The organism is Streptomyces sp. HB132, from assembly GCF_016909575.1.
In the GTDB taxonomy this organism is placed as follows: Bacteria; Actinomycetota; Actinomycetes; order Streptomycetales; family Streptomycetaceae; genus Streptomyces.
Map to the genome: position 1 here is coordinate 21,158 of NZ_JAFBGA010000018.1, position 15,142 is coordinate 36,299.

14 protein-coding genes are annotated in these 15,142 nt (G+C 71.1%); 6 read left to right on the forward strand and 8 right to left on the reverse strand.

Annotated features, from left to right (window positions below):
* Window positions 1-22: 22 nt before the first annotated feature.
* Window positions 23-469 carry a MarR family winged helix-turn-helix transcriptional regulator gene (locus tag JOC24_RS28630; RefSeq protein ID WP_205023313.1) on the reverse strand — a complete coding sequence of 149 codons (447 nt, stop codon included), beginning with the start codon at window positions 467-469 and terminating at the stop codon, window positions 23-25.
* A 173-nt stretch (window positions 470-642) separates the two neighbouring features.
* Between JOC24_RS28630 and JOC24_RS28635 the strand changes: the two genes are divergently transcribed.
* Window positions 643-2,448: an ABC transporter ATP-binding protein gene (locus JOC24_RS28635; RefSeq protein ID WP_205023314.1), complete on the forward strand. Its 1,806-nt coding sequence runs from the start codon at window positions 643-645 to the stop codon at window positions 2,446-2,448.
* 96 nt (window positions 2,449-2,544) lie between these two features.
* Here JOC24_RS28635 and JOC24_RS28640 read toward each other — a convergent pair whose 3' ends face one another.
* Window positions 2,545-3,627 (reverse strand): FAD-dependent oxidoreductase, encoded by a 1,083-nt coding sequence (locus JOC24_RS28640; protein WP_205023315.1) that lies wholly within the window; start codon window positions 3,625-3,627, stop codon window positions 2,545-2,547.
* A 75-nt stretch (window positions 3,628-3,702) separates the two neighbouring features.
* Between JOC24_RS28640 and JOC24_RS28645 the strand changes: the two genes are divergently transcribed.
* Window positions 3,703-4,125, forward strand: coding sequence for a secondary thiamine-phosphate synthase enzyme YjbQ (locus tag JOC24_RS28645; RefSeq protein WP_205023316.1), 423 nt, complete (start codon window positions 3,703-3,705; stop codon window positions 4,123-4,125).
* Window positions 4,126-4,273: 148 nt separating this feature from the next.
* Here the strand turns inward: JOC24_RS28645 and JOC24_RS28650 are convergent, their stop codons facing one another.
* Together JOC24_RS28650 and JOC24_RS28655 are read right to left on the reverse strand one after the other, a co-directional pair.
* A complete protein-coding gene (locus JOC24_RS28650; RefSeq protein ID WP_205023317.1) occupies window positions 4,274-4,834 on the reverse strand; it encodes a TerD family protein in 561 nt (186 codons plus the stop codon).
* Window positions 4,835-5,020: 186 nt separating this feature from the next.
* Window positions 5,021-6,415, reverse strand: a complete 1,395-nt coding sequence (locus JOC24_RS28655) for a hypothetical protein (protein ID WP_205023318.1) — start codon at window positions 6,413-6,415, stop codon at window positions 5,021-5,023.
* A 182-nt stretch (window positions 6,416-6,597) separates the two neighbouring features.
* Between JOC24_RS28655 and JOC24_RS28660 the strand changes: the two genes are divergently transcribed.
* Entirely contained in the window at window positions 6,598-7,908 is a 1,311-nt protein-coding gene (locus JOC24_RS28660; protein WP_205023319.1) for a molybdopterin-dependent oxidoreductase, read from the forward strand.
* 325 nt (window positions 7,909-8,233) lie between these two features.
* On the opposite strand, the gene JOC24_RS28665 is transcribed toward JOC24_RS28660, so the two are convergent.
* Genes JOC24_RS28665 through JOC24_RS28675 form a run of 3 tightly spaced genes read right to left on the reverse strand, consistent with a single transcriptional unit; the run spans window position 8,234 to window position 10,430 of the window.
* Window positions 8,234-9,025: a class I SAM-dependent methyltransferase gene (locus tag JOC24_RS28665; RefSeq protein WP_239581137.1), complete on the reverse strand. Its 792-nt coding sequence runs from the start codon at window positions 9,023-9,025 to the stop codon at window positions 8,234-8,236.
* A 26-nt stretch (window positions 9,026-9,051) separates the two neighbouring features.
* Window positions 9,052-9,729, reverse strand: coding sequence for a TIGR04282 family arsenosugar biosynthesis glycosyltransferase (locus JOC24_RS28670; protein ID WP_205023321.1), 678 nt, complete (start codon window positions 9,727-9,729; stop codon window positions 9,052-9,054).
* Entirely contained in the window at window positions 9,726-10,430 is a 705-nt protein-coding gene (locus tag JOC24_RS28675; protein WP_307792770.1) for a glycosyltransferase family 2 protein, read from the reverse strand. Before JOC24_RS28675 ends, JOC24_RS28670 begins: the two co-directional genes overlap by 4 nt.
* A gap of 310 nt (window positions 10,431-10,740) precedes the next feature.
* Between JOC24_RS28675 and JOC24_RS28680 the strand changes: the two genes are divergently transcribed.
* Entirely contained in the window at window positions 10,741-11,577 is an 837-nt protein-coding gene (locus JOC24_RS28680; protein WP_307792773.1) for a response regulator transcription factor, read from the forward strand.
* Complete coding sequence (locus tag JOC24_RS28685; RefSeq protein WP_205023323.1) at window positions 11,574-12,680, forward strand: sensor histidine kinase; 1,107 nt, start codon at window positions 11,574-11,576, stop codon at window positions 12,678-12,680. The genes JOC24_RS28680 and JOC24_RS28685 overlap by 4 nt, the downstream gene beginning before the upstream one ends.
* Before the next feature lie 3 nt (window positions 12,681-12,683).
* On the opposite strand, the gene JOC24_RS28690 is transcribed toward JOC24_RS28685, so the two are convergent.
* Complete coding sequence (locus tag JOC24_RS28690; protein WP_205023324.1) at window positions 12,684-13,757, reverse strand: NAD-dependent epimerase/dehydratase family protein; 1,074 nt, start codon at window positions 13,755-13,757, stop codon at window positions 12,684-12,686.
* Between the two features lie 621 nt (window positions 13,758-14,378).
* Between JOC24_RS28690 and JOC24_RS28695 the strand changes: the two genes are divergently transcribed.
* A complete protein-coding gene (locus JOC24_RS28695; protein ID WP_205023325.1) occupies window positions 14,379-15,134 on the forward strand; it encodes a (5-formylfuran-3-yl)methyl phosphate synthase in 756 nt (251 codons plus the stop codon).
* The last annotated feature ends 8 nt before the right edge of the window (window positions 15,135-15,142 follow it).

The window sequence follows — 15,142 nt, forward strand, 5'->3', positions numbered from 1 at the left end:
TGCGGAGGCCGCACCGCCTGCCTCAGCAGCGGCGGCGCTCCGGCAAACCGTCGACCAGAGCGGTGAGCAGACCGCCGAGCACCTCACGCTGGTCGGCGGTCAATGGAGCCAGGATCTCCTCCGCGGCCGCCTTCCGCGCGTCGCGCATCGAACGGAGCACCGCCCGGCCCTCCTCGGTGATCTCGATACGGATCACCCGCCGGTTGGCCGGATCGGGAGCGCGCCGCACCCGGCCGCCGGCCTCCAGGCCGTCGACCAGGGTGGTCACCGCCCGTGGCACGACGTCCAGGCGCTCGGCGAGATCGGCCATCCGGGGCGGACCGTCGTAGTGCGCGGTGGTGCGCAGCAGGCGGAACTGGGCCGGGGTGATGCCGATCGGCTCCAGCTGCCGGCTCTGGATGCGCTGGAGCCGGCGTGTGAGCCGCAGCAGCTGCTCGGCGAGCATGCCGTCGGAGTCGGGGGAGTCCATGGGGGAACATTATCAGGAGCTTGTTCATTGTGAATAGAGGTAACAATGAGCTAGGCTCCCAAAGATCGGCCCACCCGTCAGTTCCCTGCTGCGCCGATCCGGCCCGCCTGGCCGACCGTGCCCGCTGTGGCGAGCCCGAGCACCCTTCCCGTCGCACGCTCTCGAAGGAGCCCATGAAACCCGACGAACCCACCTGGACGCCTCCAGCCGCAGATGCCGGGCAGCCGCCCGCCGAGCTGCGCCGGATCTTCCGGCTGTTCCGTCCCTACCGCGGCCGGCTCACCGTCGTAGGGCTGCTGGTCGGCGCCTCCTCGCTGGTGTCGGTCGCCTCCCCCTTCCTGCTCCGCGAGATCCTCGACACCGCGATTCCCCAGGGGCGTACGGGGCTGCTCACGCTTCTCGCTCTCGGCATGATCCTCACCGCGGTGATGACCAGCGTCTTCGGTGTCCTGCAGACCCTGATCTCCACGACGGTCGGCCAGCGCGTCATGCACGACCTGCGCACCGCCGTCTACACCCAGCTGCAGCGGATGCCGCTGGCCTTCTTCACCCGGACCCGCACGGGCGAGGTCCAGTCCCGCATCGCCAACGACATCGGGGGAATGCAGGCCACGGTCACCTCCACGGCGACCTCCCTGGTCTCCAACCTCACCGCCGTCATCGCCACGGTGGTCGCGATGCTCGCGCTGGACTGGCGGCTCACCGTCGTCTCGCTGCTCCTGCTGCCCGTCTTCGTCTGGATCAGCCGTCGTGTCGGCCGTGAGCGCAAGAGGATCACCACCCAGCGCCAGAAGCAGATGGCCGCGATGGCGGCCACCGTCACCGAGTCGCTCTCGGTCAGCGGCATCCTGCTCGGCCGGACCATGGGCCGCTCGGATTCCCTCACCAAGGGCTTCGCCGAGGAGTCGGAGCGACTGGTCGACCTCGAAGTGCGCTCCAGCATGGCGGGGCGCTGGAGGATGTCGACCATCGGGATCGTGATGGCCGCCATGCCGGCCGTCATCTACTGGGCGGCGGGCCTCACCCTCCAGTCCGGCGGCACAGCCGTCTCCATCGGCACGCTGGTCGCCTTCGTCTCGCTCCAGCAGGGGCTGTTCCGCCCGGCGGTGAGCCTGCTCTCCACCGGTGTGCAGATGCAGACGTCCCTCGCCCTGTTCGCCCGCATCTTCGAGTACCTCGATCTGGTGGTGGACATCACCGAGCCCGAGACGCCCGTCCGACTGGACGAGATCCGGGGTGAGATCGCCTTCGAGGCCGTCACCTTCAGCTACGACGAGAAGAGCGGGCCCACTCTCAGCGGCATCGACGTGACCGTGCCCGCAGGGAACAGCCTGGCCGTCGTGGGACCCACCGGATCGGGCAAGTCCACGCTGAGCTACCTGGTGCCGCGGCTGTACGACGTCACGGGGGGCAGGGTCACGCTCGACGGGATCGACGTGCGCGAACTGGACTTCGACACGCTCGCGCGGGCGGTCGGCGTGGTCTCCCAGGAGACCTACCTCTTCCACGCCTCGGTCGCCGAGAACCTCCGCTTCGCCAAGCCGGACGCCACCGACGAGGAGATCGAGGCCGCGGCCCGCACCGCGCAGATCCACGACCACATCGCCGGCCTGCCCGACGGCTACGACACCCTCGTGGGCGAGCGTGGATACAGGTTCTCGGGCGGCGAGAAGCAGCGACTGGCCATCGCCCGCACGATCCTCAGGGACCCGCCCGTGCTGATCCTCGACGAGGCGACCAGCGCCCTCGACACCCGCACGGAGCACGCCGTGCAGCAAGCCATCGACGCCCTGTCGAAGGGCCGCACCACCCTCACCATCGCGCACCGGCTCTCGACGGTCCGGGACGCGGACCAGATCGTCGTCCTGGACGACGGACGTGCGGCCGAGCGTGGCACGCACGAGGAACTGCTCGCACAGGACGGACGCTACGCCGCCCTCGTCCGCCGCGACGGCCATCTCGCCCCGGCGGCCACCTGAGGTGCCGCCCCGGCTGCGGGTCCGGCCGGGGACGCGGCGTCAGCGCCATCCGTGCGGTCAGGAGGCGGAGGCAGGGCCGGATGCGGGGGCGGCGAGTCAGACCGGCGTGCTGGAGCTGTTCAACAGCCGACTGACCGAACGCACCGCCGCCCGCCCGGCCCGGTTGGCACCGATCGTGCTGGCGGAGGGGCCGTACCCGACGAGGTGGACGCGGGCGTCCCGCACGGCCCGGGTGTCCTCGACACGGATGCCGCCGCCCGCCTCGCGGAGTTTCAGCGGCGCGAGATGGTCGACGGCGGCCCGGAAGCCGGTCGCCCAGAGGATCGCGTCGACCTCGACCGTCCGGCCGCCCGGCCAGACCACACCCTCGGGTGTGATCCGCTCGAACATCGGGAGCCTGTCGAGGATCCCCTGCTCGCGCGCGTTCCGGACGGCGTCGTTGAGCGGCAGCCCGGTCACGCTCACCACGCTCTGCGGCGGGAGCCCGAGGCGCACCCGTTCCTCCACCATGGCGACCGCGGCCCGCCCCTGCTCCTCGCCGAACTGGCCCTCCCGGAACACCGGGGGCCGGCGTGTCACCCAGTACGTCTCCGCCGCCACCTCGGCGAGCTCCATCAGATGCTGTGTGCCCGACGCGCCGCCGCCGACCACGAGCACCCTCAGGCCCGCGAACTCCGCGGGCCCCGGATAGTCCGCGGTGTGCAACTGCCGTCCCCGAAAGGTCTCCTGGCCGGGATAGCGGGGCCAGAACGGCCGGTCCCAGGTGCCGGTGGCGTTGATCAGCGCGCGCGTGGCGTAGGTGCCTTCGGAGGTCTCGACCAGCAGCCGGTTCTCCTCACCCTCGCGCACGGCGCCCACGTCGACCGGACGGTGCACCCGCAGGTCGAACCGGCGCTCGTACGCGTCGAAGTACGCGCCGATCACCTCGGACGAAGGGCTGCTGCCATCGGCATCGGTCAGCTCCATGCCGGGCAGGGCGTGCATACCGTGCACCTTGCCGTACGTGAGGGAGGGCCAGCGGAACTGCCAGGCGCCGCCGGGCCGGGGCGCGTGATCCAGCACGACGAAGTCCTGGTCGGGCTCCAGGCCGGCCCGCCGCAGGTGGTAGGCGGCGGACAGCCCCGCCTGCCCGGCGCCGATGACGACCACGTCCAGTTCACGCGTCCCGAAGTTGTTCACGTTTCTACCAACCTTGGCTGCGCCCCGGATCTTCCCCTTGCGCACGATCCGCCCGGGCAAGGAGAGAATGGGGCCATGTCCGACACCTTCGCCACGCACCTGCTGAGCCTCACCACGGGACGGACCGAGACGGTCCTGGACCTGACCGAGGACTGTGCCCGGTTCCTCGCCCGCGCAGCTCACGGCAGAGACGGCCTGCTCAACGTCTTCGTACCCCACGCCACCGCCGGGATCGCGATCCTTGAGACCGGCGCGGGCAGCGACGAGGACCTCCTCACCGCCCTGCAGACCCTCCTCCCGGCCGACGACCGCTGGCGCCACCGGCACGGGAGTCCCGGCCACGGCCGCGACCATGTGCTCCCGGCACTCGTACCGCCGCACGCCACCTTGCCGGTCATCGGCGGGAAGCTGGAGCTGGGGACGTGGCAGTCCGTCTGTCTGGTGGATACAAATCGCGACAACGCAAATCGGCAGGTGCGGCTGTCGTTCGTCGGGTAGGTCCGCGTCTGCATTATCCGTACCCCCCGCTAGAGGCGAGCAGCTGGGAAACCGCATCGAGAATCTTGTAGAGGCAGTACCCAGTCCGGCGCAGGAGCTTGCCGAGGGGGATTTCGAGTCTTCCGACAGGAGATCCCGTCAGAAGTGGCTACCTTTCCTCGTTGTCGCCGTCGGCAGGGGCGACAGGCGACCCCATTGTCGCGCTGAACGCCACCGGATCGTCGTCGAAGCCCCGGAGCATCTTGTGGAACTCCCACGTTCCGGCGGGGGTCCTGGTGAACTCTGCCACGGTTCCGGCGGTGGATTCGGAGAGCCGGCTGAAGTCATCGGTCAGGAGCTCTGTGTATCCGTCGAGGACCAGAACTCCGGCGTTCGATATGTCACCGAAGGTCTTGTGACCGTTGTTCTGGTGAATCGCAACGCCGACCACGACCCGAGCAAAAGTGGATGCGAGGCGATCGAGTTCGATGGTCACCGCTTCGACGTAGCCGAAGCCTTGGCCGGTCTGACTGTGGCGGCTCATGTTGATGGTGCCGTCCGGTGAACGACTGTCGTAGTGGACGAGGTACACGGGATTCCCGTAGGGGGCTTCGGCGGTGTACGTCGCGGTGATGATGTCGAGATGGTGAGGGGGCCGGTCCCAGGGGCTCGGGTCCCACTTCAGTCGTACCTCGGCCTTGCCCAGCCCCTTGTTATTTCCGCTGCTCACCGGATTGCTGCCTCTCCCGCTGCCGAGCCACCGCGGGGCGTTCCCCGCACGTCAAGTATGGCTCTTCACGGCCCCGTTGAAGCTCTGAAGCCGTCGATTCGTCTGTGGGTGGAACGTGTCGGCGTGACGAGACGTGGTGAGACGATCAGTCCCGTCGTCACCGGCCGAAACCGGTCAGGCCCGGGACTACCAGCCGGTCCAGAGCAGGTGGTTGACCGTGAGGGCGACGCAGGCCTGGGCCGCCAGCCAGCCGCGTCGGCCCTGCGTGGGCAGCAGCGCGGCGACCGGGAGAAGCCAGAGCATGAACGGCTGCCAGATCCGTTCCGTCTCTGCCTTGCTCATGCCTGAGAGATCGGCTGCCAGCAGGGCCAGCAGCGCCGCCGACACGAGCAGTACCAGAGACTGCGAGGGAACTGTGGTCCCCGTGCGCAGGGTGCGTACCGTTCCCGGGGCGCCCGTCGCGGCCCGGCGCAGGCCCGCGAGTGTTGCCGGTCCGACGGCGATCGCCGTGCAGGCGAGGTTGGCCCAGACCCAGTAGGAGTAGGGACGGACACCGCCTGCACCTTGGTAGTAGCGCTCGACGAGCAGGTGGTACGCCTCCCACCAGTTGAAGCCCGCGAGCGTGAAGGCCACCGGCACCACCAGAGAGCCCAGCAGGAAGAGGGGGAGCGGCCGGGCGGTACGGGCGAGTACGAGAACGGCGAGGAGCGGGAGCGCGACGAGTGTCAGGCCGTAGCTCAGATAGCAGGTCAGCCCGAAGAGGAGGCCGCCGGCCAGCGTGGCCGCCGCGGGGCTGCGGTCCTTGCGGGTGGCACCCAGGGCCAGCAGGGCGACTGACCAGGCGGCCACCGCGGTGAAGTACCCGTCCGCCGAGGTGCCTGCCCAGATGGCGACGGGTGTGAGGACGAGGAACGGCGCGGCTCGGCGGGCGGTGTATTCGTCCGCGAGCGTACGGACGGTGATCAGGACGGCCACTGCCGCAGAGGCACCGGTCACGATGCACCAGACCCCGGCCCAGGCGCCGCCGCCCAGCCCGATGCGGTCCAGCAGGACGAAGGTCAAGGTGGACCCCGGCGGGTGCCCGGCGACGTGAGCCGGCCAGTTGCCCGGCGGGCCGACCAGAATGTGGTCGTTGAATCCGCGCAGGGCGGCACCGATGTCGTCGAAACGGCCGATGACGCGCAGGTACTCGTGCTTGGTGGTGAGCCGTGCGGCAATCCCACGGCCCCAGCCGTCGACCAGCGCGAGCGAGAAGACCCAGGCGAGCGAGGCGACGTAGCAGCTGAGGAGCAGCTGACGCCAGCGCAGCCGGCCGGCGAGGACGGGACCGTAGGCGATGACAGCTGTCGCGACGACGGGTGCGGCCCAGGTCCCGGGCCCCACATGCGGGTACCAGGTCGCGAGCAGCGGCGGCCAGTGGACCACGAGGACGCGCACGGAGTCGTCGAAGGCCCGCCCGACGAGCACAGCAGCGGCGACCAGCAGGAGGCCCGCCACGGCGGCGCCAATGTCGCGGAGGTGCCCGGCGCGCTGCGCGGGGAGCCGTTGAGCGGGTCGGTCGGTGCGGTCCACGGTCTTCACACCGGCACCGTACGCAAGGCAGGGCGCGGGGGTGCCCGTGTGGCGGGGCGCGTCACCGAACTGTCAGATTCCGGTGCGTACGAGGACGGCCGGTGCCGCCTGCGTGCTCACCGGGGTGATGTCATCATTTCGTCAGGAGTCGCAACGGCCCGCCCCCTCCACTCCCGGCATAGCGTCGGGGCATGGGCGACAGCCGTCGGAACAGTCCGACCCCACCCGCGTTCCTCTCCCGCCTCCTCGCCGGTCGCGCGACCACGGTCCTCGACCGCCTCCCCTCCGCGCCGGGGTTCTGGCGCAGCCCGGTGCGCGGTGTGCGGTTCACCGCGGTGCTCGGTGTCGTCCTGCTCGCCGGGATCACCGTGCTGTTCGTGACCGGCCTGCTCTCGTACGCCGCGTACAACCCGGACCTGCATCCGGTCAACGACAAGACGCCTGACAAGGGGCTGCTGGGCTTCTACCTCTTCGCCTGGCCGACCGGGCCGCACTGGCTGTACCGGCTCACGCAGGGGCTCCACGTCACGCTCGGCATCACGCTCGTCCCGGTCCTGCTGGCCAAGCTCTGGTCGGTCGTGCCGAAACTCTTCACGCTGCCGCCGGTCCGCTCCGTCGGGCACGCCCTGGAGCGGATCTCGCTGCTGCTCCTGGTGGGCGGTGCGTTGTTCGAGTTCGTCACCGGGCTGCTCAACATCCAGCTGGAGTACCTGTTCCCGGGCTCCTTCTACCCGCTGCACTTCTATGGGGCGTGGGTGTTCTTCGCCGCGTTCCTCGCCCACGCTGCGCTCCGGGTCCCGCAGTCCGTGCGGGTGCTCCGGTCGGGAGGACTGAGCGAGAGCGTGGCGGGCGACCCGCTGGAGTCCCCCGCCCCTTCCCCGCCGACGCTGTCCCGCCGAGGGGCACTGACCACGGTGGGCGCCGGTTCGCTGCTCCTGCTGATCACCTCGGCAGGACGCAGTTTCGACGGACCGCTGCGGCGTCTCGCCGTCCTCACTCCGCACGGCGCCGCCGAGCCGGGCCCGGGGCCGAACGGCTTTCAGATCAACAAGACGGCCGCCGCGGCGGGCATCACCCAGGCCGAGACCGGGGAGGGCTGGTGGCTCACCGTCAAGGGGCCGGCCGGCGAGTTCCGTTTCACCCGGCCGCAGTTGCTGGCCATGGACCAGTACAGCGCGGCGCTGCCGATCGCGTGCGTGGAGGGCTGGTCCACCTCGGACCAGTGGTGGAGGGGAGTACGGCTGAGGGATCTCGCTGCACTCGCCGGATACCCGGCGGGCGCGCCCGGACTGCTGGTGGAGTCGGTTCAGCGCAAGGGACCGTTCCGCCGGGTCGCACTGCGCGACAACCAGGTGCGCGATGCGCGTTCCCTGCTGGCCCTGAGCGTCAACGGGGAGGAACTGACACTCGATCACGGATACCCGGCACGCGTCATCGTCCCGGCGGCCCCCGGCGTACTCAACACCAAATGGGTGTCCCGGCTGACCTTTGGAGCACTGTGAACAGGCGTGACCCGTGGGCCGTCCCGCGGCGCTGGTACGGGGAGGGACCATTGCACTTCCTGCTGATGGCCGCCTCTTTCGCCCTGGCGGGCTATGCGGGTGTACGCCTCCTGGCGGGCGACACCTTCGGCGTGATCGTGTGGTTCGTCGGCGCTGCTTTCGTGCACGACCTGGTGCTGGTTCCGGTCTGCGCGGCCGCGGACCGGCTGCTGTGCCGGTCCGTCGGCCGGCGCTCCGGCCTGGTGAGCCACGTGAGGGTGCCGGTGTTCCTCTCCGGACTGCTGTTGCTCGTGTGGTTCCCGCTGATCACCCGGCAGGCCGAGCGTTACGAGCCGGCCAGCGGACTGTCCCCCGATGTCTTCCTCGGGAACTGGCTGCTGATCACGGCTGCCCTGTTCTTCGTCTCCGGGGCCTGGCTGGTCGTCCGGACCGCACGGATGCGCCGCAGGGCGACGAAGGCACGGCCGTCCGTACCCCATTGATCGACCGCGTGCAGTCCCTCGGGGCGGGCGTACCTCAGCAGGGCGGCGGTGCCGAGCCGGGCCCACGGGAAAACCGCTGTGGTCGGCCCGCAGGCCGAGGCGCGTCCGTCGTCCAGCTGCACGCGTACTCGCTCGTCGACGTCCTGCGGCGTGGTTTCCACAATGAGCAGCCCGCCGGGGGCGAGCAGGTCCGCCGAGCGGCGCAGCAGACGGGACGGGTCCCCGCCGATGCCGATGTTGCCGTCGATGAGCAGGACGGTGCCCCAACGACCCTCGTCCGGCAGTTGCTCGAAGACCGAGCGGTGCAGTGCGGAACCACCGAGCAGCAGGGTGTGGTCGACTGCGGCTTCGCTGACATCGATCCCGAGCGCCCGGTCGCCGCGGGCCGCCAGTGCGGCGACCAGCCTCCCGGGCCCACACCCGATGTCCAGAACCGGGCCCTCACAGCGGCGCAGCGCCGACAGGTCTGCGTTGTCCGCGTCGGAGCACCAGCGTTCGACGTCGAGCGGCAGCAGCCAGCCGTCCGTGCGGCGGAGGAAGAGCGGACCGTGCCCCTGACGTAGGGCGTCGGCGTACGGATCGGCGCTCCACGAATCGGTGGTCCATGAGGTGGCGTCCGGGTACGGCGGGTTCATCGTGTCGTGGTCCCGGCCCGTGCGGCTCATCGGACCGCCGCACGGGTCAGCCGGGCGAGTTCGGCGGCGAACCGCCCGTCAGGTGCGAGCGCGGCGACGTGCGTGGCGTCGGCCGCTGTGTCCACGTCCCGTAGCCGGGGAAGGTCCCGGACGGTCAGCCCCGCCTCGACCAGCCGACGGCGCTGCACGGCACCGGTCGTGGGGACGGACATCGGGACACCGCGCAGGAGCCCGGGGTCGGGTTCGGCCAGGCCCAGGGCCCAGAATCCGCCGTCCTCGGCCGGGCCGAACCAGGCGTCGCAGCCGTCCCAGGCACCAGGGGCGAGAGCGGCGGCCAGATCGGCTGCCGTGGCCTGCGGCGTGTCCATCCCGATCAGGAGGGCCGGGCCGGTGCAGGAGCCGAATGCGGCGGCGAGCCGTTCGTCGAGACCCCCCGCGCACTGCTCCGTCACCTCGATGCCCGGCGGCAGCCAGCGGCCGGGCCTTCCGTCCAGGACGAGCACGTGCCGCGCGGCCGGCAGAGTGCGGACGGTGTCCAGGGTGTCGGCGAGCGACGCCTCGGCCAGGGCTGCGGCCTCGGCTGGGGAGAAGGGCGGAGTGAGCCGGGTCTTGACCCGGCCGGGGAGTGGTTCCTTCGCGATGACCAGCAAGGTCGTCACTCCGGTCGGGGGCGCGCCTGCGAAGCCGGGCACGGGCGAACTCATCGAGAGGCCCCCACCGGGACCGGCGTCTCTCCCAGCACGGCCCGCATGTCGCGCACCGCGTGCCAGGTGCCCCGCCAGGTGCCGGTGACCTTGGATTTTCCCGTCCGAGCGAGGTACGGGACATCCGTTTCGGTGACACGGAGTCCCGTGTCGGCCGCGCGGACGACCATCTGCAGCGGATAGCCGCTGCGCCGGTCGGTGAGACCTAGCCCCAACAGATCTGCCCTGCGCGCGGCCCGCATCGGCCCGAGGTCGTGCAGCCGCAGCCCGGTGCGGCGGCGCAGCATGCGGGCGAGCACAGCATTGCCCGTGCGTGCGTGCAGGGGCCAGGCTCCCCGCTCCACGGGACGACGTCTGCCGAGCAGCAGATCGCTCTCGCCGTCGGCGATCCGGCGGACGAAATCCGGCAGGAGCCCGGGATCGAGTGAGCCGTCGCAGTCGCAGAAGCAGACGAACTCCGCCTCGGAGGCGAGCAGTCCGGCGTGGCAGGCCGCGCCGAAGCCGCGGCGTGGTTCGCGCACCACCGTCGCGCCGAGGGACTCGGCCAGCTCGGCCGAGCCGTCGCGCGAGCCGTTGTCCACGACGATCGCCCTCCAGCCACGGGGGACCGAGGCCATCACCGCGGGCAGGGCAGCAGCTTCGTCCAGACAGGGCAGGACGATATCGGCGCGGGGAGCGGATGTACCGGAAGGAGGAATCACGCGGATCACCCTACGGAGCGGAAACCTGCAAATCGGGTACTGGATTCTTACGAAAAATGAACGTCGCCGACCGGCGTCTCCTGAGACGTTCGGCCTCCGCCCCGGCAGGTGCCAAGGTGGTGGCATGCAGCCCACCCCGGATCCCGCACCGCAGAGTTCCGCCGACGGGACGCCCTCCCCCCACCCTGCGGGTGAGGGCGCCCGCCCGGGAAGCGGAGTCGTGCCGTCCTGTGCGGCCGTCACCGTACGGAGCACACGGTCGGCAGGCAGAGCCGCGACCGGAGACCCCGCCCGCGGACGCGTACTCGTCGTGGACGACGATCCCACGGTCGCGGAGGTGGTCACCGGATACCTGACCGGTGCCGGATATGACGTGCTCAGGGCGGCCGACGGACCGGCCGCGCTGGACCTGTTCGCCGCCCGGCGCCCGGACCTGACCGTTCTGGACCTGATGCTGCCGGGCATGGACGGATTCGAGGTCTGCCGCCGCATGCGGGCGTACGGACCGGTGCCCGTCATCATGCTCACCGCGCGCGGGGACGAGGAGGATCGCGTCCTCGGCCTGGAAACAGGTGCGGACGACTACGTCACCAAACCGTTCAGCCCCCGTGAACTCGTCCTGAGGGTCGACTCCGTGCTGCGCCGCGCCAGGGCGGCTGCGGCCCCGTCCGGCCCTACGGCGCCGCTGGAGGGCGCGGGTCTCGTCCTCGACCCCGCGGCCAGACGCGCGACGTCCGGGGGCCGCGTGCTGTCACTCACCCTGCGGGAGTTCGACCTCCTCGCCTTCCTCCTGCGCCACCCGGGCCGTGTCTTCACCCGGGAGGAACTGATGCGCGAGGTCTGGGGCTGGGATTTCGGTGACCTGTCCACCGTGACGGTGCACGTCCGCCGGCTGCGCGGGAAGGTGGAGGCAGATCCGGCAAGCCCGGAGCTGATCCGTACGGTCTGGGGCGTCGGCTACCGGCTCGACCTGCCTCCTGACGGAGGCGCCGCCACTCCACCGGAACCCGGACCCGGACCCGGACCCGGCGCCGGCGCAATGGGCCCGACGTCCACGGGCGAGGCCGGCTCGGGCCGAGCAGATCCCGGCCCGTCAGCTTCCGGCCCCGCACTTCCGGGGGGCTGCGGGGGCGGAGCGTCGTCATGACCGACACCCTGCTCATCGCCCTCTTCGCCTTTCTCGGTGCCGCCGTTGCCGGGCTGCTCGGCGCACTCGCGCTGCGCCTCCTCCGCCATCGTTCGCTCGTCGTCTCGTTGACCGTCGTCGCCGCGGTGGCGGTCACCGCGATGCTCGCCGGCACCCTGGCCGTAGCCTGGGCGATGTTCCTGTCGCGGCACGACCTCACCGTGGTCACCACCGTCGTCGCCATGGCGGCCGTCGTCTCCCTCGCCACCGCGATGCTGCTCGGCCGCTGGGTGGCGGCGAGGAGTCGCGATCTGACCCTCGCCGCTCGTTCGTTCGGAGAGGGAGGCACCTTCGCGGCCCCGGAGGCCCCGGCCACCGCCGAACTTGCCGCACTCACCCGCGAACTCGCCGCCACCAGCGCCAAGCTCGACGCGTCACGTGAACGGGAGCGCGCACTGGAGACCTCGCGGCGTGAACTCGTCGCCTGGATCTCGCACGACCTGCGTACCCCGCTCGCCGGTCTGCGGGCCATGTCCGAGGCGTTGGAGGACGGCATGGTTGTCGACACGCAGCGCTATCTGCGGCAGATACGGACCGAGGTGGAGCGGATGAGCGACATGGTCGGCGACCTGTTCGAGCTGTCCCGCATCCATGCCGGCTCACTCCTCCTCACCCCCACACGAATCTCCGTCTACGACCTGGTGGGCGACGCGCTCGCCGGTGCGGATCCGCTGGCCCGTGCGCTCGGAGTCCGGCTGATCAGCGATCGGATCGAGGCGGTGCCCGTCGAGGTCGACGGCAAGGAGATGAGCCGAGTGCTGGATAATCTTTTGATGAACGCGATCCGTCGGACCCCCGCCGACGGGACGGTCGCCGTCGCCGCACACCGCGCGGACGAGGGGGTGGTGCTCTCGGTGACCGACGGCTGCGGCGGCATCCCGGAGGAGGACCTGTCCCGCGTCTTCGACACCGGCTGGCGCGGGACCCATGCCCGCACTCCTCCGGCCGGGGCGGGACTCGGACTCGCGATCGTGCGCGGCATCGTCGAAGCGCACGCCGGCCGGGCTGAGGTCCGCAACGTCAGCGGTGGCTGCTGCTTCGAGGTGACCCTGCCGGCCGCGTGATCCTCACGCCGGGAGTCCGGCGGCCGCCTCCCGCAGCGGTTCCTCCGCGAACTGCACCATCCCCGGGACGAAGCCCACTTCCGGCCTCCAGCCCAGTTCCTCGCGCAGCCGCCGCGAGTCCGCCGTGACATGGCGTACGTCCCCGAGCCGGTACTCACCGGTGACCACCGGGGCCGGGCCCCCGTAGGCCGAGGCCAGGGCCGCGGCCATCTCGCCGATGGTGTGGGGCTGCCCGCTCCCGGTGTTGTACGCGGCGAAGGCGCCCGGCTCGCGTTCCGCGACCGCCTGCAGAGCCACCACGTTCGCGGAGGCCACATCCCGTACATGGACGAAGTCCCGCCGCTGGCCGCCGTCCTCGAAGACGCGGGGCGACTCGCCCCGGGCCAGCGCCGAACGGAAGAAGGAGGCGACACCGGCGTACGGGGTGTCACGCGGCATGCCAGGTCCGTACACGTTGTGGTAGCGCAGTGACACCGCGCGCCCGCCCGTCGCCCGCGCCCACGCGGACGCCAGGTGCTCCTGGGCGAGCTTTGTCGTCGCATACACGTTGCGCGGGTCCACCGGCGCGTCCTCACCGACGAGTCCGGGAACAAGCTGCATCTCGCAGGAAGGGCAGCGAGGCTCGAACCGGCCTGCGTCGAGGTCGGCCTCCGTGCGCGGTCCGGGCCGCACCGGCCCATGCCTCCGGCAGTCGTACCTGCCCTCCCCATACACCACCATCGAGCCCGCGACCACCAGACTCCGCACCCCCGCCCCGGCCATCGCGGCGAGCAGCACGGCTGTCCCGAGGTCGTTGCACCCCACGTAGTCCGGTGCGTCCGCGAAGTCCTTGCCGAGACCGACCATCGCCGCCTGGTGGCACACCGCGTCGATGCCCCGCAGCGCACGGTCGACCGCCTCGCGGTCCCGCACGTCCGCCACGATGATTCCGTCCGCACCTCCGGGCGGTGAGGGGGCCCGCCGGTGGGCCGAGGGAAGCAGGGCATCGAGGACCACCGCCTCGTGCCCGGCCGAAACCAGGGACCGCACGATCTCCGAACCGATGAACCCGGCGCCGCCGGTGACCAGTACACGCATGACCACCACGGTAGGCCGCGCGACGCCGTGTGTGGCGCTGGCGGTCCGGCATGTCACGGGACTGTAAGCGACGTGTTCGCGACTGTCGCGTCAGCGACGCGGCGGGTCGGCGACGCGGCGGGTCGGCGACCGGTGCCGTGGCGCTGTCCGAGCCTCAGGAGCCCGGTGGCCGGGCGAAGCGCGCCTGCTCGACGGCCGGCATCTGCCCGGAGGCGGAGCGGGACGGGAGTGCGTGCGCGAACGGTGGCCCCCGGCCGTCCGAGAGCGAGCAGCTTGCCGGTCTGTGAGGTGAGCCGAACCTCGTTGCACGTGAGATCCGGGTTGTACGGGGACTTCTCCCATTCACCGAGGTTGCCACCACCGGTCCACTTCGCCTCTGTGACCCAGCCGTCCCGTGGACCTCCGCCCACGTGGACCTCCCGGCCATCCGGCAGGATCCACGCTCTGGTTCGCGCCGGTGCACGCGGAGCCGTACGCGTGCGTGCACGCGCCGCCCGGGGAACTCCGCACGCCCTACCGGTACGCGCTGTCGATGGAAATGATGAGCACACCGCACATGAACCAGGTGATCCGCGGTTCCCCGTCCTCGGCCGGGCGGACTCGCGGCGGAAGGAGTTCACGGTGTTGCTTCTCATCTCCCCGGACGGCGTCGAGGAAGCGCTCGCCTGCGCGAAGGCGGCGGAACACCTCGACATCGTCGACGTCAAGAAGCCCGACGAGGGCTCGCTGGGCGCCAACTTCCCTTGGGTCATCCGGGAGATCCGCGACGCGGTACCGGCGGACAAACCGGTGTCCGCCACCGTGGGCGACGTGCCCTACAAGCCCGGCACCGTGGCGCAGGCCGCGCTCGGCGCGGCCGTCTCCGGCGCCACGTACATCAAGGTGGGGCTGTACGGATGCACGACTCCCGAGCAGGGCGTCGAGGTCATGCGGGCGGTTGTCCGGGCGGTGAAGGACCACCGCCCGGACGCGCTCGTCGTCGCCTCGGGCTACGCCGACGCCCACCGCGTCGGATGCGTCAATCCGCTCGCCCTGCCCGACATCGCGGCCCGCGCCGGTGCCGACGCGGCCATGCTGGACACCGCGATCAAGGACGGGACGAGGCTGTTCGACCACGTTCCACCGGACGTCTGCGCCGAGTTCGTCCGCCGCACCCACGCGTCCGGACTGCTCGCCGCCCTCGCGGGCAGTGTCAAGCAGGCCGACCTCGGTCCGCTGACCCGTATCGGCACGGACATCGTGGGCGTGCGGGGAGCGGTCTGCTCGGGCGGTGACCGCAATGCCGGAAGGATCCAGCCGCTCCTGGTCGCCGCCTTCCGGGCGGAGATGGACCGGCAGGCCCGGGAGTACGGCGCCGACGTCCCGGCCCTGAACTGACCACCGGG